This is a genomic window from Coleofasciculus sp. F4-SAH-05 (assembly GCF_040222985.1).
Taxonomy (GTDB): domain Bacteria; phylum Cyanobacteriota; class Cyanobacteriia; order Cyanobacteriales; family Coleofasciculaceae; genus Coleofasciculus; species Coleofasciculus chthonoplastes.
In genome coordinates this window covers 18539-42177 of the sequence record NZ_JAVKBY010000156.1, presented here as the reverse complement: position 1 = coordinate 42177, position 23639 = coordinate 18539, and the positions used below count along the sequence as shown (strand labels likewise).

Genomic DNA, 23639 nt, shown 5'->3' with positions numbered 1-23639 from the left:
TAAACTATACCACTACATGGGATAGATAGATAGAAAGAAAGAGAGAGATTGAAAATACTTCGGGGATTGACCCCTCGCATTTTCCGCTATCCCCCTACCCCTTACTTCGTTGAAGGGGTAGCCCCTCGCGATTCGGGTGGGAATGATAACGTCGCGGGATTTGGTTCAAATTGTCGCAGCGGAAAGCACCTTAGAAAATATTCATGTTGCTGAAGTGATGACTCAGCAAGTGATTACGCTGAAGCAATCCGAGTTGCGGGATGGTTTGAAAATGCTGAATTTATTCGAGTGCCATGATATTCGTCACTTACCCGTTGTCAATGATGAAAATCAATTGGTAGGAGTTATCACACCTGAGAGTCTGCATCACCTTATGCCATCAACTGAACTGTTGAAAAGCCGTCGAGTAGCAGAATTGCTAACACGCGAAGTTATTGACGTTTCCCCCACAACCTCTGTGCTAACTGTGGCGCAACGCATGGCAGAGGATAGAGTTAATTATGTAGTCATTGCAGAACAACGGGAAAACAGCATTTATGAGCGAATAGTGTCGTCAAATACAGTAGATTCAAGACCATTTTTATTCCCCATTGGTATCATTACTAAACGAGATATTGTCCAATTTCAGGCATTGGAACTAGATTTAAACTTGCCGGCTTATACACTGATGAGTTTTCCCCTATTGTGTGTGAGTCCAGAAGAGTCGTTATGGACAGCTCATCAGAAAATGCAACAGTGGCGAGTGCAGCAATTAGGAGTCTGTAGTCATCAAGGAGAACTGTTGGGTATGATTACTCAAACCATTATCCTACAAACCCTTGACCCAAAACAGTTGTATGGCGTTATTCAAGACTTACAGCAGCAACTGAGTCAACAGGGTCAAATCATTGCCTCACTCCAAGCTGAAAATCGGCATCTGCGACACAATAGCGATGAGGGAGATAGGGAAGCTGGGGGAGATAGGGAAGCTGGGGGAGCTGGGGAAGCTGGGGAAGCTGGGGAAGCTGGGGAAGCTGGGGAAGCTGGGGGAGCTGGGGAAGCTGGGGGTGAGTTTAGTTATATAAGGGTAACAAAAAACGATAATAGTAAAACCCGCCCCTACAGATACGCCATGACACCTCTGGTTACTCAAAACGCAGACGGTGAAATCGGTAACTTCTGGGATCAAGTGACCCCCATGGAACTGAGGGAGTGCCAACAAACGCAAGGGATTCTGCAAACTTTAAACCGTATTCTCAAAACCCTCAGTGAATCCCACCGAATATTGATGAGTGCCACCCAGGAATCTGAGTTATTCCAGAAGATTTGTTGTCTGATTGTGGAGGTAGGGGCGTATCGGGGTGCTTGGGTTGGCTTGACAACTGACGATACGTGCCAAACAGTGCAACCTGTAGCTGGGTTTGAAGCGTTAAAGAATGCAGAAGGCTCTTTGAAGGCAGAAGACAGAAAAGATCAGAAGGAAGAGTCTGAACTAAATAATTCTGAGAATAAGCAGTATCTAGAACGATTTGTTATGCCTGAGTTTAACCCATTCTCAGGTGAATCTCCTGTTGATAGCGTTTTGCAAAATGGACAACCGATAGTTTGTCGCCATATTCAGACTGATCCGCAGTTTACATCCTGGCGATCGCACGCTTTACAACAAGGGTATGGGGCGTTGATTATTCTGCCGTTACAGGTTAAAGATCAACCGTTGGGTGTGTTAACTATCTACGCGGTGAACTCCGGTTCATTTGTGCCAGAAGAGGTGCAGCTATTGAAAGAATTAGCGAATGATTTAGCCTCTGGTATTGAGGGGTTACGCACCCACATTGCCCGTGAACAAGCCGAAGCTAAATTATGTCAGTTAAATCAAGAACTGGAAAGTCGGGTACAACAGCGCACGGCTCAACTTCAACAGGAAATTCAGGAACGTGAAGGGATAGAAGCGTCATTACAGCAAGAGTTTGATCTATTATCCCGTGTTATGGAAACCAGTCCTGTAGGGATTATTTGGGTGAATCCTCAGGGACAAATTATGCTGATTAACCATCAGGCGGAACAGATTTTAGGTTTGCAGTCAGAAGACATTCACCCAGATGATCAAGATAAGCTGACTGGGCATCATCAGGATGAGTTAAGGAATTCAATTTGGGATAAACAGTTACCGTTCTGGAATTTGGTAAAAAAGGCTCAGACTGTTAATGACCTACACTATACCATTGAACGAGATGATGGGCGTCGAGTATTACTAGCAATTAACGGAACATCTTTATTTAACCAAGCGGGTCAGTTAAAGGGTGTCGTATTTGCGATCGATAATGTCACCGAGCGAGTAAAAGCAGAGGAGGAACTGCGACAAAGTGAAGAACGATTTCGGACTGTTGCTAACTTTACGTATGACTGGGAATATTGGCTGAACCCGGAAGGTCAGTTTCTCTATGTATCTCCTTCCTGTGAACGGATTACCGGGTATTGTGCCGATGAGTTTATCCAGGATGCCAGTTTATTAGAGTCGATTATCTATCCAGAGGATCGAGATAAATTTGTCCAACATGGGTGTGCCACGGCGGTAACTCAGAGGGTGTCAGGAATTGATTTTCGCATCCTAACTAAAACCGGAGAATTGCGTTGGATCTCTCATATTTGCCAATCTGTACACAGTGCTGAGGGGCGTTGGTTGGGGATACGAGCGAGTAATCGGGATATTACGGAGCGCAAACAGGCTGAGGAAGCCTTGCGAGAGAGTGAGAAACGTTTCCGGAGTCTGTTTAATCAGGTATCTGTAGGAATTTTACAAGCCACGTTATCGGGTCATTTTCTCTGGGTTAACCAAAAGTTTACTGATGTCGTCAAGTATAGTGCCGAGGAATTGCGAAACAAAACCTGCAAAGATATTACTCACCCCGATGATGTTGAGCAAGAACTCAGTTGCTTGGAGCAGTTATTGGCAGGGGAAATTGATACCTTCTCTCGTGAAAAACGCTATCTTCGTAAAGATGGATCTGAAGTGTGGGTGAATTTAAGTGGGTCGCTGATCCGCAATAGTCAGGGTGAACCGAAATCTTATATTGGCGTAGTGCAAGATATCAGCGATCGCAAACAAGCACAAGCGGATTTACAGCACCTAAATGAGCAACTGACAGGGCGGGTGAATGAACTGGGAAGCCGCAACCGAGAAATGGTGTTGCTTGGCAACTTGAGTGACTTTCTCCAAGCCTGTTTAACGGTTGATGAGGCATATCAGGCGATCGCGACATTAGTGGCTCCTTTATTTCCAGGGAGTTCCGGTGGAGTCTTCGCGATTAATCCGTCGGAAAATTGGGTAGAAGCTATGGCAACCTGGGGAACCGTTTTGGCGAGTCAGACACTGTTTTCACCGAAAGCGTGTTGGGCATTACGTCGGGGACGCCCCCATTGGGTAACCCAGCCACAATCCGGTTTACGCTGTCCTCATATTCATTCAGATAGTTCTCCCTTAGAATCTTTTTGTGTGCCGATGATGGCACAGGGAAAAGCGTTAGGCATTTTATATATTAGTTCACCCCAGCCGGGACAATTGGCTGAGGCAAAACAACGGTTAGCTTTAACAGTGGCGGAACATTTAGCCCTGTCATTAGCGAATTTGAAATTACGGGAAACGTTGTCTCAACAAAGTATTCGAGATGCACTGACTGGGCTATTTAATCGGCGTTACATGGAAGAGTCTTTAGAGCGGGAAATTCATCGAGCGCAGCGTCATCAGCGACCGATGGGGATCATTATGTTAGATATTGATCATTTTAAGCATTTTAACGATACCTTTGGTCATGAAGCTGGAGATATTGTGTTACGAGAATTAGGCATATTTTTGCAAAAAAATGTGCGGGCGTCGGATATCGCCTGCCGTTATGGGGGTGAGGAATTAATTCTAATTTTGCCCGATGCTTCACTCGCTGATACCCAACAACGGGCAGAACAAATTCGTCAAGATGTTAAAACGTTGCAGATCGAGTATCACTATCAACCCTTAGACGTGATCGCGATTTCTGTAGGTGTAGCGGCGTTTGCAGAACATGGTTCCACGGCACAGGAATTAATTGCAGCAGCAGATCGGGCACTGTATCAAGCTAAAACTCAAGGGCGCGATCGCGTGGTTACAGCCGAGAGCTAGTAATCCAGTAGCAAGTTTATTTATGGGTTAGAGGATAATGCCTATCAACAGCAAAGTAAGAATGAGTATAATTTAAAGTATGGCTCTTTTTTCCGAAGGTTCTTGTCTCCACTAAAAAGGTAGTCGTTAAGTCGGATTTACTATTGAAGGAAGATACTTCCAGATTTGCTCCGGAGGCATCTTTTTGTTCTAAGTATAGTATTACGAGTTGTTAAGGAATTATGGTTGTTACCCATTCTACCCCCCCTACCGTTAACGGTTCTGAGATCCGAGGTGAGATTCGCGCCTTGCAATCTCAGCTAGTTGAGTGGCGGCGGTGCTTTCACCAACGCCCGGAATTAGGGTTTACGGAACACCTAACCTCTACTTTTGTTTCCCAAAAGTTACAGGAGTGGGGAATTGAGCATCAAACGGGGATTGCCAAAACTGGGATCGTTGCTACAATCGAGGGCGATCGCCAAGGTCCGGTGTTAGCGATTCGGGCGGATATGGATGCCTTACCGATTCAGGAAGAAAACAATGTCCCTTACCGATCGCAACATGATGGAATTATGCACGCTTGCGGTCATGATGGACATACCGCGATCGCATTAGGTACGGCGTTCTATTTGTCTCAACATCGTCAAGACTTTGCGGGAACCATCAAATTCATCTTCCAACCGGCTGAAGAAGGACCCGGCGGCGCGAAACCGATGATAGAGGCTGGCGTCTTAAACAATCCAGATGTGGATGCTATTATTGGGCTACATTTGTGGAATAATTTGCCCCTGGGAACTGTTGGCGTTCGTCATGGTGCTTTAATGGCAGCAAGCGAGCGATTTCAGTGTAAAATTTTAGGCAAGGGGGGACATGGGGCGATGCCACATCAAACCCGAGACGCGATCGTCATTGGTACTCAAGTGGTCAACGCCTTGCAAACCATTGTTGCTCGTAATGTTGACCCAATTGAATCAGCCGTAGTTACGGTGGGAATGTTTCAAGCTGGTACAGCGTTTAATGTCATTGCTGACAGCGCCAAAATGAGCGGCACAGTGCGCTATTTTAATCCGCAATTAGCAGGGTATTTCAGCCAGCGTATCGAGCAAGTGATTGCCGGGATATGTCAGAGTCACGGGGCGCAGTATGAACTAGACTACCAGCCGCTTTATCCGCCTGTAATCAACAACTCACAGATAGCCGAATTGGTGCGATCCGTCGCTGAAGAAGTCGTCGAAACTCCTACAGGAATCATACCCGAATGCCAAACCATGGGCGGGGAAGATATGTCATTTTTCCTAGAGGCTGTACCGGGTTGCTATTTCTTTTTGGGATCAGCGAACCCCAGCAAAGATTTAGCCTATCCCCATCACCATCCCCGGTTTGATTTTGATGAAACTGTGTTAGCAATGGGAGTAGAACTATTTGTTCGCTGTGTGGAAAAATTCTGCCACTAATTCTCGACATTCGGGAAACCTGACAATCTAGGGTGTGCCTGCCAGACTAACTAAACGCGAAACCAGGGTAAGGGAACGAGTTTAACTCTCATCCTTTCCCTCGCGTCGATTCCTAAAGGATGGGTGTATTTGAGCCAAACCAGTTCTACCATTGGCAAATCCAACCCAAGAAAACTATAGAGGAATTACCTCCCTCAGGAGAAGTCTATGTCAGCCCCCATCTACCTGAAACTACTGTCAACCCTAATCTTATGCCTAACCACACTGGGGTTCATGTCATCGGGGTTAACCCAACCGATTGTTTCCGATGACAGTACCGATACGACTGTGAATCAAGAGAACAACCGCTTCGATATTGAGGGGGGGAAGTTATCAGGAGATGGCGCGAATCTCTTCCACAGTTTTAGTGAGTTTGGCTTAGATTCTGGACAAATTGCCAATTTTTTATCCAATCCATCGATACAGAATATTCTCTCACGGATTACTGGTGGTGATCCATCGATTATTAATGGGTTAATCCAAATCAGTGGCGGAACGTCTAATCTATTTTTGATGAATCCGGCAGGTATTATCTTTGGCAATGAGGCTCAATTAAACGTTCCCGCCGCGTTTACCGCCACAACCGCTACCGGGATTAGTTTTGGCGATAACTTGTTTAATGCTACTGGGATCAATGATTACACGTCTTTAGTGGGAACCCCCAACGGCTTTGTTTTTAATACACCAGAACCCGGTTCTATCGTTAATACAGGCAGCCTAGCCGTCAATTCGGGACAGAATCTGAGTTTAATTGGCGGTACAGTTTTGAGTACGGGGGAATTAGTCGCCCCAGAGGGTCAAATTACTGTAACCACGGTTCCTGGTAATCAATGGGTGCGGATTAGCCAAGCGGGAAATTTGTTGAGTTTAGAGGTTCCTGTGGCGGCGACGGCAGTTCCGTTTACGCCTCTTTCTCTTCCACAACTGTTAACGGGAGGAAATGTTAGTAACGCTACGGGTTTGTCGGTGAATGATCAGGGTGAAGTTGCGCTTACGGGTTCAGGAATTGCGATTGATAATGGTGATGTGGTTGCCAAGACGGTAACGGGAGGAACGGCGTTACTTTCAGCAGCGAATAATCTGACGTTGGTGGAGAGTCAGTTAACCACAACTGGGGATTTGCAGCTATTGGCGCAGGATACGGTACGGGTGCGGGATACTGTGGCAAATCCATTTATTGCACAAGCAGGAAATAATTTAATTGTTCAGGGAAACCAAGGCGTTGATATCTTTGCCTTGAATCATGCCGCCAGTGGTTTCTTCTCTGGTGGGGATATGATATTCCGTTCTAGTAATACCATAGGCGGAGATGCTCACTACTTGGCGGGTGGCGATTTCCGGATTGAACAATTGGATGGTAGTGCCGGAGATTTAGAGAGTCCTTATGATCCAATTATTTTTGCTACAGGAAATGTGACCTTGGGAGACTATACAGGGGCTTCGCTGCATATTTTAGCTGGGGGTCGGGTAAGTTTAGGAAATGTTAAAATTACAGGTACTGATACAGTAGCAGATACCATTAATCCTGATAATAATACCCTGTTTAATACAACTACGGAAATAGGTGATTTAGCCATGGTCACCTTGTCAAATGGTGAATCAGTAACAATTAACGGAAATCAACAACCAACCTTAGACATAAGGGCAGGCGTGAATTGGTCACTCTTAGGAGGAGTGCTAACTATCGCTTCACCGATAGACTCAACTAATCAATTTACAGGTAGTAACCAACCTCCCACTTTTCCAGGAACAGTCACCAATGCAAATATTAATATCAGCAATATTACAATTGAGGAACCCGATGGAGTCGTATTATTAACCAACCAATATAGACCCAACTCATCGTTAACAGGTGGTAATATTCGATTCAGAAGGCTTATTACTAAGAGTGAAACAGGAAATGGTGGTTCAATCTTTATAGATTCTCGTGGTAATATTGACGGATTCACCGTTGAAGCAGATAGTGATGTCGGTAATGGTGGTAATATTATCGCCAATGCTGTTGGCGATATTATATTAAATGATAATCAAAAAGCCAATTTCCGCTCAATCGCTGACAATGGTACGGGTGGTGATATCACTCTAAAGGCAGGTGGTACTATTAGCTTTCTTGATGTGATATCACAAGGGCTAAGTGGCACGGGTGGTGACATCTCGATTGAAGCAGGCGGTGATGTTATTGGCGATGATATTCAGACAAGAGGTTCGGTTGATAGTGGCAATATTACAATAATCAGTGGTGGCACAATTGATACGACAGCAGAAAACAATGGAGGGATCGGCTCTTGTATTAGAGTAGGCTCTATTTTCTGTAATCCTGGTAGTAGCGGTGATATCTTTCTCGAAGCAGCAACTAAGATTAAATTGGGGGGGTCTAGACCATCAGATCAAAATCCAGATCCGGATAAATTTTTTACAGTAAGGGGTGAGACTATTACTCTCAGGAGTGAGAGCATTGAATTAACCAAAGATGCTCCGTTAAGTGCTACTGAAGATATCCTTCTCAGTGGTAATGTCACCACCCAAAACCAGAGCATTACTCTAGATGGCAGATTGCGGCTGGAAAGCGATGTTAGCTTCAATACTAATGGTGCAGATATTACATTTAATGGCACAGTTGATGGTCAAAATGATGGAAATCAAAGTTTAAGTTTAAATACGGGGTTGGGGACAGCGAGTTTTAACGGAACTGTCGGTGGTAATAATCCATTGAATATTCTCAGTACTGATAACCAAGGCAGAACGATTATCAATCATGATATTACGGCAAGGAAGATCGAGTTCAGCAACATAGTGGAAGTGCAATCGGACTCAACATTAACGTCAACCCTACCTGATCCTGTACTCACTATCCCTGTGATGAATTTTGGCTCAAGTGTTGAGTTAAAGGCTGATCTCATTCTCCGTACTAGCGCTAGCGCAATTAATGCCAATATCATCTTTAATGGCATCGTCGATTCAGTTGCAGGAAGCCATAGTTTAACGGTGTTGAACCCTGGCACAACAACTTTTAATGATAGTGTTGGTAGCCCTAACGCCTTGGATATTCTAAAAACTGATATAGGTGGAACAACTATTATTAATAGTGATGTCACAGCCAATAAACTAGAGTTGCAAGATAAAGTAATCATAGAGTCAGACTTATCACTAACGGCAACGGTAATGAACTTTGGCTCAACTGTTGAAGGAAATGATAAGACGCTGACCCTTCAGTCACTTAATCCCAGTCAAGTATTTGAACTGATAGAAGGCGTTTTTCAAGATGGTTTTAAGGAACTGATTATTGATGGTACGGGTGCAAATGGGACGGTTATTATTAACGACAGTTTCACGTTCAGTGATCCAGTGACGATTCTGTCTCCTGATGTAATCGCGATTAATGGCAATATTCGTGGTGAAGATGATGCTTCAATTACACTCAATAGTACAACCACTAACTTAAATGCCAATGTCACGACTGAAGGCGGTGGTATAGCGTTTAATACAGACAGCGTTGAACTAGGTAATGATGTTACACTCAACAGTGGTAGTAATCCGATTCGCTTTCAAGGTACGGTTGATGGCAATCATGATTTGACAGTATCGAGTTCGGGGACAACGACTTTCGAGGGGGCGGTTGGCGGTTCTACCCGCCTAAATAGTCTCACCACAGATGCTGGCGGAATAACTCAATTTCAGGGGAATGTTACGGCAAATCGCTTGAATTTAAAAGATCGGGTAGATGTGCTATCCAATTTATCCCTAACCGCCACAGAAATTGTTCTCAATGGTATCCTGACAGGTACAGATAATGGGGCTATTACCTTAAATGCTGCCACGACAACGCTTAATTCTAATATCACAACTACAGGTAGTGATATCAGGTTCTTAGGAGATAAGGTTAATTTAGGCGCTGATGTTGACCTGAATACGGCGAGTGGTAATATCAATTTTAGTGGCAGTGTAGAGGGCGATCGCGCTTTACGTCTCTTCAGTAGCGGAACCACGACATTCTCTGGTGCTGTGGGTGGTGTCACACCATTAAATAGTCTCACCACTGACGCCGGGGGAACCACCCAATTTAACCGAAATGTTACCGCGAGTCGTTTAACTATCTCAGATACCCTCGCTGTCTTATCGGATTTATCCCTAACCGCATCAGAGATTACCTTGGGTGCAACGGTAACGGGCTCAAATACTAATCTGGTTTTGCAACCGCTGAATCCCACTCAAGACTTTACACTCACCGGAGGCGTGTTTGAAGAGGGGTTCCAGAGTCTCAGGATTGGAAGAGATAATGGCAGTGGCGCGATCGCACTCAATGGCAATCTTACCTTCAGTGATCCGCTATCCATATTATCACCAACAGGTTCAGGTAAGATCACCGCCACAGGTACAATTACCGGATTCGATAATGCCACAATTAACCTACTGGCGAATCAAGGGATTAACGTAAACGATATTACCGCCAATGCAGGAATCTCTCTCACCAGTAATCAAGATGCTATTACTACCCGAAATCTGAATACATCGGGAGTAAATCAAGGCGGAGATATTACAGTACAAGCCAAAACTGGGATTCAAGCGGGTACAATCAATTCCAGTGCAACTCAGGGCGATGGGGGGAATGTCACCTTAGATCCAGAAAACGATATCGAAGTGGATTCGATTAATGCTCAAGGTGGCATCAACGGCAGAGGTGGTAACGTAGATATTACCACAGAACGGTTTTTCCGAGCCACTGATACATTTCGCGATCGCACGGGTACAAACACCAGTATCTCCACCGCAGGCGGGAATAGTGGTGGATCAGTGATTATCCGCCATCAGGGAGGGAAATTGCGTATTCCCTTCACCGTTGGGCAAGACTACAACGATGTTAATGGTACAAGGGGCGCGATCGCAACCGGAAGCGATAATCAAATTACCGAGGGTTCCTATCCCAATCCCTATACTCAGGGAATCGCACCGAGTCAGATTCAACTGATTACACCCGAAACCCCCACTGAATCTTCCGCCGAAAATCCGCTAATTCTGCAAAAAGAGTCGCCTTCACAATCTCAGGTAGAAACCAACGTGCCATCTGTAACCATTGACACCGTATTTGGCACAATTGATGCGGCGTATACCCAAGAATTTGAATCCTATCTCGGCAAATCAGGGACTCAAATTCTCACCCTAACTCAGGCGCGTCAACTCTTGCAGGATATTGCCCAAGAAACAGGGGTCAAACCTGCGTTAATTTATGTCATGTTTGTTCCCAGTAGCATCTCTTCTGAATCAGCTACTCCCGAAGACAATGATCAACTGGATCTCGTCTTAGTTACCGCCCAGGGAGAACCGATTCATAAATCCATCCCCATCACCCGCGCTGAAGTTTTACAAGTGGCGCAACAGTTTCAACAAACTGTAACCAATGTCCGAGATACTACGGGTTACTTAGCCCCAGGAAAACAACTCTACGACTGGTTAATTACGCCATTAGAAGCGGACTTACAAGCCCAAGGGATTCAAAACTTGGTGTTTGTGATGGATAGGGGTTTACGTTCCATTCCTGTCGCCGCCCTATACAATGAACAACAATTCTTGATCGAGAATTATAGTGTCGGAATGATGCCCAGTTTAAGCCTTACTGATACTCGCTTCCAAAGTGTGCAAGATAGCAAAGTCTTGGCAATGGGGGCAGAAAAATTTAGTGATCAAAAGCCTTTACCCGCCGTTCCTGTGGAATTAGAAGCGATTACCCAGAAACTATGGCAAGGTCAATTTTTCCTAAATGAAGGCTTTACTCTAGATAATCTGAAAGCCCAACGGAAAAAACAACCCTTTGGCATTATTCACCTCGCCACCCATGCCGATTTTCGTCCCGGTGCGATCAGCAATTCCTATATCCAGTTATGGAATAGTAAGCTACGCCTGGATCAATTACCAGAATTGGGGTGGAATAATCCCCCGGTAGAATTACTGGTACTCAGTGCTTGTCGTACTGCATTAGGGGATGAAAACGCCGAATTAGGCTTTGCCGGATTAGCGGTGCAAGCAGGAGTCAAATCAACTTTAGCCAGTTTGTGGTATGTCAGTGATGAAGGTACATTGGCACTAATGACCCAATTTTATGATCAGTTAAAAACAGCTCCAATTAAAGCTGAAGCCTTACGACAGGTGCAAATCGATATGCTTAAGGGGAAAATTAAACTGGAAAATGGTCAACTGATTACGTCTGCGGGAACGATTTTGTTACCCTCTGAACTGCCCCAATCACAAGATTTAACCCATCCGTATTATTGGGCGTCTTTCACTATGGTGGGGAATCCTTGGTAAAAATAAGTCCCGTGTTATCCTTTGTAGGAAGGGCAGAACATAAGCTGGGTATTGTTTCCAGTGCTTGGCTTGATCAAAGGCGATCGCACTCCATAAGTGTTGTAGCTGGTCTTTGGTGGAACATTGCTGTAGATGAAAGGCGATCGCATTCTTCCATTGTTCCATTTGACGGTAGCTGATAAATTGTCCACCTTGGTTTTTACGATGGACAAAAATAACATAACACCAGCATTCGACGTTAACAATCATGGATTTAGGAATTCTCAGAAATTTTGCGATTTGGTGCTTGGTGATGCGGAATTTTTTAGCGGGTTGGATGCGGCGAAATAAGGCAGACATGGGATTTTCCGTGTATCTGTGTAGAGACGGGTTCAGGGAATAACGTTTGTAGCAGCGATAAAGCTTCATCAAACCCGCCCTCACATCGATAAGAGTGAAGGTGGGTTTGTTATCTCTAACGCCCTTAAATCGGTGGTCTAGTGCGAGTTCGGCTGGTACTCTGGTGGTAAACCCGGATTAAACATCACCACAAATTGGGCATTTGGCATCAGACGGCGAAGAATGCGAAGATGCCCATCAGCATCGGAACGGTTGCGGTATTGTGCTACGGTAATTCGTTGCATATTGGGTAGCAGGCGAACCAGCACCCAAGGATAAAGGCGTTCTTTGTAAGGCATAATTGACTTGTCTCCATGTGTCATTGGAGCCAGAGCCAGCGTCGTCCCGTGGAAAGTTCGTGCGCTGGCTCATGACTTGACCCTATATTACAAATATATTTAGGGCTTTGTCTACTTAGATAAATAGATTTAAAGTTAAGGGAACTAGGAGGCAATGAGTTCAGGGATTAAGTTAACGAAGCTAAGGAAACGGTTGGGACTAACTCAGAAACAAGTAGCTGATGCGATAGGCGTCACCGATCAGACAGTCAGTAACTGGGAAGCTGGAAGATTTGAACCTCGACTCACCATTAGTCAGACACAGGCTTTATGTCGCGTCTTGCAATGTCCTTTAGATGAACTACCGAGTTTTAAGGATGCACAGGAGTCAGACTGAAACGTGAGTGGCTGATTGGCATCGGAATGTAGATGAGGGCAAAACGCGATCGCTTGCTTTTACTAGCAAAACTGGCGGAAATTTTTGGCTGAGTCCCCCACTCCCCTGCACCTTTACCTCATAATGAGAATTGGAGAGTTTATGAAGAAACGTAACAATGCCTAAAGCTATCTGGAACGACACGGTTCTCGCCGAGAGCAACAACTGTCAAATTGTCGAAGGAAACTATTATTTCCCTCCAGACTCAATCAACCAGGAGTATTTTAAGGAAAGCAGTACCCATACAAGCTGTCCCTGGAAGGGTCAAGCCAATTACTACACCATCGAAATTGATGGGCAACAGAATAAAGATGCAGCATGGTACTATCCTCAAGCAAAAGAGAAGGCGAAAAAATTTGAGGGCTATGTTGCCTTTTGGAGAGGAGTAAAAGTTGAAGCATAGCTAGTATGGGCTGAGGGGGTGACAAGGGACTTGAGGGTACTACTGGGTGTAGGGTATAGGGTGTAGGGTGTAGGCAAAAATTGAACTAAACTCAGGGAGTCACCCCTATTGAGTCACCAAAATTGTTTATTCGTTGGCTCGCCAGAAAGAGCGCTCGCTCCTTACCCTATCTCCTCTTATGGGCTTTTGTGTTTCTTACCGATTTTCCCCACACCCCACACCCATTTAAAACAGTACTCCAGAATCCGTGTTCAATGAAAAAACCATAACCGAAACAACTTGCCACTCCGTTTCTGCGGCGACAGGTGATTCAGGTTCCTTAACAATCATCACATAGCGTGGTGGCGAATTTCCGGCTAAAAACCGTCGTGCTGAATCAGGAAATAGATTCTTTTGCTCCTGCCCAGAAAACTCTCATCCTTGTAGTGCGAGCATCTTGCTCGCTACTAATACCCAATTTAAATGCATGACAGCTTAGTGCTGAATTTACCTGAAATAGTTCTTGATCATGCAAAAAACGATTCTGAATTTGTCGCTCTCCCTTGTCTTATTGTTAACCTTGACAGTCGCTTGTACAAGTAATCAGTATATTCTCTATCGCCCAGTTATTTGCTCACAAGAGGAATTAGTCGTTTCCGATTCGGCTGTCAACTCAGAACACAGAGAAAATATCAAGCAAGTCTTTGATTTCTATAGCGTTCCCTATCGCGAAGAGAATGGACAAATCCTCATCCCGGCTGATGTTTGGCAAGATCGGGAACTGATGTGGAACTATACGACAAAGGCGAATGATCCGGACTGGCTACGTCAACAAGAAAAAGATGGTCATATTAAGTCGAATGTCACTGACTTAAGGCTGGTGGGCAATGCCCACCCTACGATAGATAAAGGGTTTTGGCGCTCCCCAAATGCTTATTTCAGTGCTATTCATATTAAGTCCACGCCCTAAAAAATGTATTATCCTGCCAAGCTTGTGCCGTGCGCTGTTCAATTGCGGCTAATTCCACCTCATCCAGGGGCTGAAAACGGCTAGCGACTTCCACATTTGACTCTAACTGTGGCACATCTTCTGCTGCAATCACGGCACAGTGAACCCCTGATTGAGAAAGGGTATATCCCAGCGCCTGATGCATTCCGTCTAAAGCACCGGATTTAAACAACCGCCCATAGGCTGGGACTTTCATGGCAATCACCCCCACCTTGTTCTGACGAGCAACGGGTAAAACTGTGGGGATAAATGGACGGGGGTGGTGTTTATCCGCCGCATTAATACAAACTAGGGTAGTATCAAAAGGATAACGCTGCAATCCAGCCGCGATGACATCGGGTTCGTGGTGTCCGGTAATCCCACAGTATTTAATCAAGTTTTGGGCTTTGGCTTCTTCTATGGCTTTAGCAGCCCCGGTTGCACTGAAAATTGTATCGAGTTCTTCGTGAAAGGAGACGTGGTGCAATTGCCACAAGTCCAAATAATCCGTATTCAAGCGTTTGAGCGATCGCTCTAAGTCTCGCCACGCCCCATCGCGATCGCGGGCGGCGCTTTTACTGGCGAGAAATACCTGCTGTCGGTAGTTTGGTAAGATTTTACCCAGATACTCTTCACTCGGTCCATAACTCGCCGCTGTATCAAAGTAACGAATCCCCAATTCTAACGCCCGTTGAATAATCGCCAACGCATCCGCTTCCTGGTTCGGTTTGGATAGGGGTGTCTTCCCTGCCCCTCCTAAGCCTAAAATAGGCACAGAAACCCCTGTATCTCCTAACATCCGTTCTGGCATTGTGGTGGTTCCAGAGAGTGACATGGCGAGGGTTGACCCTGATTGCTGTTGAGAAGCTGAGGGTTTATTTTGTTTCAACGCCGCACTCCCCACAATTCCCCCCGCTACCGCCATACCGGTTAGGAGAAATGTACGTCGGTTCGTTTTTTCAGACATGCACTGCACCTCCAGACTTTCTTCCCATTGTGCTGACTTTGCTCAAATATGCAATAAGTAAGGGGAGGGAAGAGGGAACAGGGAACAGGGAATAGAAGGGATTGAGTCGGGGCGGGTTTAGTTACATCTGGGTGCTTTCGTAAACGATAGTCGTAAAACCCGCCCCTACATCCCTCAAAAACAGGTTTCCTCGAACGACGTGAAGAATCAACTATCAATAATTAACCATCAACACTCAACACTTAATGTCCAAACCCCATCCCAATTTGGAGGCGGTGGAGAGTCTAGCCAATACAAACAGCGCTGAATATGTAATCTCGCCGCCTTATCACCACTATCCATTGCCAAAACCTGGGAAAATTCACCAATTGCCAGGGCAAATTGCTGGTTGAGGTAATAGCGACGCCCTTTTTCATAATGGTCAATAATTTGTTCTTGCTGACTCGAAAGAGACTGAGAACGAAGTCCCATAAGTTCATAGATGGCAAGGGATTGGGGTTTACTCTTCACCGGGAGGCGATCTAGTTCCCGCACCCAGACGCGATCGCGACAATGTTTATAAATTGTTTCGCTAATAATAATGTCACTGCCATAATCGCGACTGACTTGTTCCAGTAATGAGGTAAAGTTGACAATATCCCCAGATAATGGCGGTTGAGAACCATTTTGACTCAGATGGACTCTCCCTGCATGAATACCAATACCTAGGCGAGGCATTGGCTGATGAGGTGTCAAATGATTACGATTAAACTCGGCTAACTGTTGGCGCATATCTATCGCTGCTTGTACAGCATACCAGGCGCGATCGCTCAAAGGTAAGGAGGTATCAAAGACAGCAATTAGAGCATCACCAATATATTGATTTAAAGTACCTTGATACTTCAAGACAGTCTCCACCATCAGTTCACAATAGTGATTGAGCATGGAAACAACGGTTTCCGCTTCCATGTCGTCCATCAAGCTGGTATAGCCTTGAATATCGGCACATAAAATCGCCACATTGGGATGACTAAATAACTGGATATCATATTTTCTCAGAAATTCCTGGGTGATTTCCTGGCTGACTTGGTGATAGGTGGGGAGTTGAGCGGAACTCGTGGAATTAATTTCTTTGAGAACGACGACGAGTCCATAAAAATTATGAGATCCGTTGTTCTCCGCAATCGACCGAATCGATAAATCAATCGGTTGTTCCTGATTTTTGGCAATAACCGTATGAGGGGCGTGATAGTCATGATGTTCCGTTAAAGCCCCTTGAACTAAATGGGCAAAATCACTCTCTTTAACCTGAATAAAATCACCAATCCAACTCCCTTCCACCCCATCTACCTCATCGCTTTTGAGAAGCTGATGCGCTTTTTCGTTGACAGTAATAATTCGCCCCGTTGCATCGGTATAAATCACGCCATTATCTAGAGTCTTTAAAATAAGCCGTTGAATCTGCTCCTGTTGTTTAAGCGACGCGAATTGGCGAGAATTTTGCAAAGCAATCCCCACTTGCAGCGCAAAGGCTCCCATCAATTGTTGATCGGCTTGACTAAAACTTGCCTTAAAGATATCCGGTGGAATGGGCCAACTATCGGGATCATAGGCGGGGAAATATCCCCGTTTCTTTTTATTAATTAACTCCAGTACCCCCAATACTTCGTTATCCGGTGTCAAAATCGGCATATAGAGTAAACTACAGGTTCGATACCCGGTATGGCAATCCCTTTTTTTGATCTGATCAACACCAGGGTAGATATAGAGGTCAAAGGGAATATTTAAGGCTTTTCCCGACTCAGCTACTTTACCAACAAAGCCAACCCCAATCCCGTGACGCTTCTCGTGAGGAGAACCTTCCTCTGTTTCTACCATTGTCCACAGTTCCTGGTGTTCCTGATCGAGTAGCCATAAGCGACTGCGATCGGCATTCATTAATTCATTGGCTTCTTGAATAATAAGCTGAATGATCGCATCAAAATTTAATCCGCCTTGGCTAATCGTATGAATGGCTTTAATAAAGCCAATAAAAACCTCTTGTTTCTTAATTTCTGCATAAAGCGCCTGACATCGCTCAACCGTTGAACGAATCCACGCACTTGCCTGATAAAATCGCTTTTCATCCTCTTGAGTAAATCCCTGATTGTTAATTGTCTTTTCTAATGTTTGATCAGGATTAGCCTCTGGTTTTAATTTGTTGATTAATTGAACGAATGCAACAATGTTTTTTTGTTTATTGGATAAAGGTAAAGATAATAAATTATAAACGATATAATCAAAGGAAGGTGGTAGCTTTATACCATGTTCTTCCCGATAAAACTGGCACTCAAAAGGATTTTGAACAAAACTCTGTAAATTGGCAATTCCGCCAATCCCAGTCGTCGGGGGAATTCTTAACTCTTTCGGTTGGGAATAGTTTGGGGTTAAAACGAGACACTGATCTGGATCATATCGGTCTAATAAAAAAATATTAACCCGATCAACACGGATAATTTTCTTGAAACACTGAGCGACTTCTATTAACATTTCTGTTAATATAAAACTTAAGTCCTGGTGATTTGACATCAGTATAGATCCTCCCTTTTCTTTAACCAGGCAGTTGCCCATTTAAGCCGCTTCTCAAGGTTTATCGGGTAAGATGCTTCTGAAACAGTGCGATTTGGCGCAACTGCTCTACCTACAATCTTGACATGCCTGTGACCTATCGACCATACTACCTGTACTGTAGCTACTTTTATGCCTGATTAGTCAACAATCCCCATTCGTTGAGGCGGAAAAAATCGTTTAGTCACCTTTCCCAGAATATTCTGTCGGGGAAGAAACCCCCAATCCTCACTATCATAGCTGTGGTTCCGGTTATCCCCCAAGACGAAATAAGAATTGGCGGGAACGGTGATGGGGGTAAAGGTGTCTTGAGAACCTCCTTGACGATAGTTCTCTTCCAGAGGCTGAGACTGGATATAAACTATTCCCTTTTGAATCTCTACCCGTTCTCCGGGTAAACCAATAATTCGCTGAACAAAGGCTTCTCGAAAATGGTTTTCTTGCAAAGTTTTCGGTGGTGAAAATAGGACAACATCTTGCCGCTGGGGGGATTGAAAACGGTAGATTTGTTTATCCACAATAACCCGATCGCCGTTGTGTAACGTTGGGTTCATCTCCTTCGTGGTAATGACGTGACTATCAGCGATATGTGTTGTAATAAAGAACATCTGCATAGAAATTACGATAGAAAATAGAATAGAGACAAGCGCCATACATAAAATTGGGAGCTGATTTCGTTCACGACGAACTGTTGAGACGATATAAACGTGATAAAAAACTAGAGATTTGAGGAGTATCGGCACGAGTTGAACCAGCAACGAGGTAACAAAAAAAGTAAATAATATAACACTCAACCACAGGCGGTTAATATATAGATGACCCGCACCAGGAACAAGGCGTGAGAGGAAGACAGCCAACCATGGATCTTTTCGACTGGTTCTGAGTTTCTCAAAGCTTGGCGGATTAGCTTTCTTGGCACAGTCATACGCATCAAAGATTCCCCAAATACTCAACGCGAATGTGGTGATTAAGAGAATTTCCCCGATAAAAATATTGCCGATTCGGCTTAAAATTAACCATCCACTTAAAGCATATAACCCGACTTGAGTGATAATTAAACTATACCCTCTGATCATCTTTCCGGTATAAAGCTGACCAATTCCGGGAAAAAATAAGGATAAGTTAGCCGCTAGCCAAGGTTCTTTTCCTGAACTCAGTGAGGAAGGGTGCTGCAATTGAGACATCTGTCTTGCCTTCGATATAGGTATAGCCCAGTAGATACCCCATGTTAAGATGCTGAATTGAACAAAAGTCTAAGAGAGCGGCTTCACTATAACCAGTAACCGGGCAGAGTGACAAGTTGATTTAAATATCTTTATAGAAACTTATAAAACAAAGCCTATAGTTTAAATAAACGGTGAAGTTTAAATAGTATTTTATCCTTTGTCATTTGGTTCACCCGTAATCAGGGAATTAAATGCACAGGGATATAATGTGGAAATTAAGCAGGTTGCTTATGAATTTCAACAAGGCGGAAATCAAATGTTCCAGATAAGAAAATTTTGAGTGTGTAGGGGCTCACTTTCACGATTATCGTTTCTTTTTTACCCCGATGTAACTCGCGCCCACCCAGACTCAGGATTCCGGAGGCGCTAAAGCGCTGACTACGAACGACCCAGACTCAGGATTCCGGAGGCGCTAAAGCGCTGACTACGAACGAAGGGTGCGATCGCATCCGGAGCGTTAACCCTGATTGAGTATTAGTACCGCTTGGTTTTCTGCACCCCGTAAATAATCCCTGTGGCAATAGACAGTAAAATTAATAGCAACAAAATACCTCCTCGAATAAAGCTGAGGATTCCTACACCTCTAAAAATATAAACCACAATCGTAACAGCTACAGAAATGGCAAAAATATAAGCATAAATTAGGGTATCAGATCGGGGAGGTTGAATCATAATATAAGTAGTCGAACAAAATTAAAGGTAACGGCGGGTATCGTCTTATGTCATTCGTAAAGGTTTCAGGAATAGTGACAGAACGTAATCGAGTTCGGTTTATTTCCACCAACCTGCTTAATTACTACGGGACTTATTTTTGCATAGAATGGAACAATCCGTTACATACAGCTGGGGGAGGGCGGGTTTTGTATAACAGTTATCGGTTATATGCCAAAGGCTAGTCCCTAAACCCGCCCCTACGGGTTGTGTGGATGAGGGCGCGATCGCATGGCTTTTTCTGTTGCACTTTTATCCCAAATCCGGGCTAGGTAACCCGTTATAACAAAGTCCGCGCAGGCGGACGCAAGGGCAAGTTAAAGCCCACAGGGACTATCGCTACCGTTATTCTCCATCGGCGCTACCGTATGACTCAAACGCATGAAGAAGGATTGAGGTGTGTCTTCCACATCAGACACCACACCATGCAAACGCCGCACTAATGCCATAATCTTATTCCCATATTCCGGATCAGCACTCCAGCGCCGACTTAAGTCGTACACCGAAGGCGCACTCCCGCGTAAGACGAACTGGAACCGAGGACTGACAATGGGCGGATGTTCAATCGGCGCTGTTGTTCCATAGGCTTTGAGGTGCTGAATGTGGGCTTTCACACCCGTGCGGATATCTGGGAAAAATGCACCCGCCGGATCACTATTGGCTGTCCCTAAACCGCCAAAATTATTCTGTTCCGGTTGTAATAAACCGCCAAAGCGTAAAAAGTTGGTCGTCAGACACATCTGACAAAAGGCAATATCGTGATTGACATCTTCTTTTTCCGCTTCTTCCATGTAAATGGTATGGATGTCGGGAAACTGATCCAGGGCTTTGTCATTATTACTGGTGAGAAAGGCTTTTAAATCTGCTTCTGTGGTATTGCCAAACCAGATAATCTTGTCCGATTCATCCAGATCCGTTTGAGTCGCGGTATTCAGTAATACCGTTCTGGTATCATTATCCCAGCCGACAGAGATATTAAAGGGCTGGAGATCAACCGCTTTTACATACACGACATTGCCATAACTGATTTGGCGAATATCCGATTCCACAGTCAGATCAACACCTAAATTCTCTACCAGATCCGCCGGAATATAGGAATTCCCGTTGACGAGAAGCCCTTTTTCGTCATGATCGTAGTTTTGAATTTGGATATTAATCAGTTGGAAATGGGGTGAAGTTTGATCCGATTTTGCCGTTTGACCACTCCATTGCAGCAATCCATCGGCTAAACCTTGAGCAAAGCGATCGCGGTTTTCTTTAAGTAAGGTTAAGTCTTCGGGATTATCGAGGAAACACAGATTGAAGATAATCGACGCCGCCGCGACTTCACGACAAAACGGAAGCTGATTTTTGGCACTCAAGGTATCCGGTTTAACACCACGAGAGAGGGCTTTTCCTGGTAAACGCAGTTCAGGGACTTTCTCCAAGAATGCCTCTAAGACCAACTTAGCATCATCCTTGCGGTCTTCGTTTCCATCAATATAATAGGCTTCAGTACCCCGCACCGAACCATTAAAGGCATTACCACCCAGTTCTATCGCCACATCCCCAGGCAGAACGCGATCGTTGATCCATTTGATTGTACCGCCTAGATCCAGGTCATCGGGTACTGTCAGGAAATTAACCCCTCGTGACTGGAGTTCCTGCACCAAGGCGTTACGAGTAAGAATCATTTCCTCGGCTTCCGTTGTCCCTAAAGCAACAACGCCGGGATCTTTAAGGTTATGACCCGCAGAAATAAATATGCGCCCGACAGCCGTTGCGGGTGGAGTTACGGGTTTAGAGGGTTCGGGTTCGGGTTCAGTAGGTTCAGTGGGTTCAGTGGGTTTAGTGGGTTTGGGCGGTGAGATAACCACAGGTGCGCCGAAAAATCCCAGTTGCACGAGAGTAGCCGGTCCCACCACACCATCGGTAATTAGGTTCCTTGCCTTTTGAAACAGCTTGACTGCTGCTTGAGTTCCTGGTCCAAACACGCCATCTACCCCAACATCAATTTTGGCATCTGCTAACGCTTGCTGGATTTTGCGGACATCTATACCATGCATGTAGGGACTTGTCAACTTAATGATTTCAAAGTCCTGCCAGACTTCCCCAAAACCGCCGATAATACTCCGATTCAGTCGCCGTTCGGTAGCCGGTCCATAGCCCCCATCTTCGGCAATTCGATCCTGGGGATTGTATCGATTCCAAACCCGTTGGAACGCCCGCACCGCTAGGCTACGAATATCACGTCCGCCGCGAATATAGTCGAAGTGAGGATAATCCCTCGGACCCAACCATCGCCAGCCATGTCGTTCTAGAAAGGGACGCCAGCCATCGGTATCTTGGATATCCAGCGCTAAACCACTTTGGTGATTACTGCGAGGTGGACGGGCGGCGAGTTGAATTCCGCAGCGACGACCTCCCCGATAGTGATTGTAGAGGATGAGTTGTTGGGCGATGGTGCGATACGCCGAATTGATAGTTAGAGGAATTCCGCGATCGCGAATTGCCCGTCCCAGGGCGGCTTTAGCAGCGGGCTGGAGGAAGGGCCACACGGCTTGTCCCAGACGCGCATTCAAGTCTTCAAAACTGACCAGGGTGTCAGGTGTGATAAAGTTCATCTCATTAATCACCTGCTGATCCAGTCCCCGCACAACATGGGTGGAACAGGAACGCACATTAAACAGAACTTCGGTAGAACCAGGGGGAGACACTGGGGGTAGCAAGACGGTTTCGCCGTCCCAAATCTGAATATGGTCGGTAAAGGCGTACCATGTATTCTTGTTGTTAAATCGGTCTGTGGCAAACGCCACCCGGATATGGTGAGGTTCTCCGTCCTTAGGGTCCCAACTGTGCAGTACTAACTCTGTCCCTTCCGTCAGACTATAAAGGTCTTCTGGGTTAGAGATTTGACTACTATCGACAGGTTGCTGTTTTAGGAGGGTATCTGCAAATATTTTAAGCGTTAAAGCCATTGGCTGTTCATTTAAAATGATTTAGAGTTATTTTAGTAATTTTACTACATGAGATGGGGGAACAGGGAACAGTAAGGACTTAACGCTTGTTAACATTTCTTAGTACAGCGGACATAATTTATGTCCAGGGAATGATGTCCCTTCGCCAAAATCCCAAAGGGTTACTTATGATTCACGGACCATCTCCCTATAGCAAATATCCATTAGCTGACCAAACTCGGTTAGTTTTCTTAAAAAATATCATCAAGAATCCTAACATTATCGTTGGTGACTACACCTATTACGATGATTTCGAGAATCCCGAAAATTTTGAACGGAATGTTTTATATCACTTTGATTTTGTCGGAGATCGGCTAATAATTGGCAAATTTTGCGCGATTGCCTCAGATGTCAAGTTTATTATGAATGGGGGGAATCATCGCACAGATTGGTTTACTAATTATCCCTTTCCAATTTTTGGTTCCGGATGGGAAGTCGCCATGCCTGATAGCTGGCCCCACAAAGGGGATACAGTGATTGGGAATGATGTCTGGATCGGTTATGCCGCAACAATTATGCCCGGTGTTCATGTAGGGGATGGGGCGATTATCGCCACAGCATCAGTGGTGACTCGCCCGGTTGAACCTTATGGGATTGTGGGGGGAAATCCGGCGCAATTAATCCGCAAGCGTTTTGAGGATAACGTTATTGAGGAACTGTTAGAGATTCAATGGTGGAACTGGGATATTGAGAAGATTACCCGTAATCTGAACGCCATTTGTGGTTCAGATATACAGGCGTTACGGGAAGCTGTATAACTGGGTGCTAGTGAAGTGCGATCGCGTGT

The 23639-nt window shown here is 45.0% G+C and carries 14 protein-coding genes; 7 read left to right on the top strand and 7 right to left on the bottom strand.

Going from position 1 to position 23639, the window contains the following annotated elements:
• Nucleotides 1-160 precede the first annotated feature (160 nt).
• From RIG27_RS19205 to RIG27_RS19195, 3 genes are all read left to right on the top strand, one after another.
• The gene (locus RIG27_RS19205; RefSeq protein WP_446347781.1) at nt 161-4132 is read left to right on the top strand and encodes a PAS domain S-box protein; all 3972 of its coding nucleotides are present in this window, start codon (nt 161-163) and stop codon (nt 4130-4132) included.
• Nucleotides 4133-4353: 221 nt separating this feature from the next.
• On the top strand, nt 4354-5565 hold the full coding sequence (locus RIG27_RS19200; RefSeq protein WP_446347779.1) for a M20 family metallopeptidase: 1212 nt from the start codon (nt 4354-4356) through the stop codon (nt 5563-5565).
• A 207-nt stretch (nt 5566-5772) separates the two neighbouring features.
• Nucleotides 5773-11904: a CHAT domain-containing protein gene (locus RIG27_RS19195; protein ID WP_446347777.1), complete on the top strand. Its 6132-nt coding sequence runs from the start codon at nt 5773-5775 to the stop codon at nt 11902-11904.
• On the opposite strand, the gene RIG27_RS19190 is transcribed toward RIG27_RS19195, so the two are convergent.
• Both RIG27_RS19190 and RIG27_RS19185 read right to left on the bottom strand, forming a co-directional pair.
• Nucleotides 11851-12243, bottom strand: a complete 393-nt coding sequence (locus RIG27_RS19190; RefSeq protein ID WP_446347775.1) for a hypothetical protein — start codon at nt 12241-12243, stop codon at nt 11851-11853. The two genes, RIG27_RS19195 and RIG27_RS19190, sit on opposite strands and share 54 nt — an antisense overlap.
• A gap of 137 nt (nt 12244-12380) precedes the next feature.
• A complete protein-coding gene (locus RIG27_RS19185) occupies nt 12381-12581 on the bottom strand; it encodes a hypothetical protein (RefSeq protein WP_446347773.1) in 201 nt (66 codons plus the stop codon).
• Between the two features lie 154 nt (nt 12582-12735).
• Between RIG27_RS19185 and RIG27_RS19180 the strand changes: the two genes are divergently transcribed.
• From RIG27_RS19180 to RIG27_RS19170, 3 genes are all read left to right on the top strand, one after another.
• A complete protein-coding gene (locus RIG27_RS19180; protein WP_446347771.1) occupies nt 12736-12957 on the top strand; it encodes a helix-turn-helix transcriptional regulator in 222 nt (73 codons plus the stop codon).
• Nucleotides 12958-13114: 157 nt separating this feature from the next.
• Complete coding sequence (locus RIG27_RS19175; protein ID WP_446347769.1) at nt 13115-13399, top strand: DUF427 domain-containing protein; 285 nt, start codon at nt 13115-13117, stop codon at nt 13397-13399.
• Nucleotides 13400-13907: 508 nt separating this feature from the next.
• On the top strand, nt 13908-14348 hold the full coding sequence (locus RIG27_RS19170) for a hypothetical protein (RefSeq protein WP_446347767.1): 441 nt from the start codon (nt 13908-13910) through the stop codon (nt 14346-14348).
• Here the strand turns inward: RIG27_RS19170 and RIG27_RS19165 are convergent.
• The 5 genes from RIG27_RS19165 to tftA form a co-directional block, all read right to left on the bottom strand.
• The gene (locus RIG27_RS19165; RefSeq protein ID WP_446347765.1) at nt 14332-15333 is read right to left on the bottom strand and encodes an aldo/keto reductase; all 1002 of its coding nucleotides are present in this window, start codon (nt 15331-15333) and stop codon (nt 14332-14334) included. The genes RIG27_RS19170 and RIG27_RS19165 overlap by 17 nt on opposite strands.
• A 228-nt stretch (nt 15334-15561) precedes the next feature.
• The gene (locus RIG27_RS19160; RefSeq protein ID WP_446347763.1) at nt 15562-17880 is read right to left on the bottom strand and encodes a GAF domain-containing protein; all 2319 of its coding nucleotides are present in this window, start codon (nt 17878-17880) and stop codon (nt 15562-15564) included.
• A gap of 179 nt (nt 17881-18059) precedes the next feature.
• Nucleotides 18060-19103, bottom strand: coding sequence for a signal peptidase I (gene lepB, locus RIG27_RS19155; protein WP_446347761.1), 1044 nt, complete (start codon nt 19101-19103; stop codon nt 18060-18062).
• A gap of 516 nt (nt 19104-19619) precedes the next feature.
• Nucleotides 19620-19817: a hypothetical protein gene (locus RIG27_RS19150; protein ID WP_446347759.1), complete on the bottom strand. Its 198-nt coding sequence runs from the start codon at nt 19815-19817 to the stop codon at nt 19620-19622.
• A gap of 356 nt (nt 19818-20173) precedes the next feature.
• The gene (gene tftA / locus RIG27_RS19145; protein ID WP_446347757.1) at nt 20174-22813 is read right to left on the bottom strand and encodes a hormogonium tapered terminus morphoprotein TftA; all 2640 of its coding nucleotides are present in this window, start codon (nt 22811-22813) and stop codon (nt 20174-20176) included.
• A gap of 167 nt (nt 22814-22980) precedes the next feature.
• On the opposite strand from tftA, the gene RIG27_RS19140 reads away from it, so the two are divergent.
• Nucleotides 22981-23610, top strand: a complete 630-nt coding sequence (locus tag RIG27_RS19140) for a CatB-related O-acetyltransferase (protein ID WP_446347783.1) — start codon at nt 22981-22983, stop codon at nt 23608-23610.
• Nucleotides 23611-23639 lie beyond the last annotated feature (29 nt).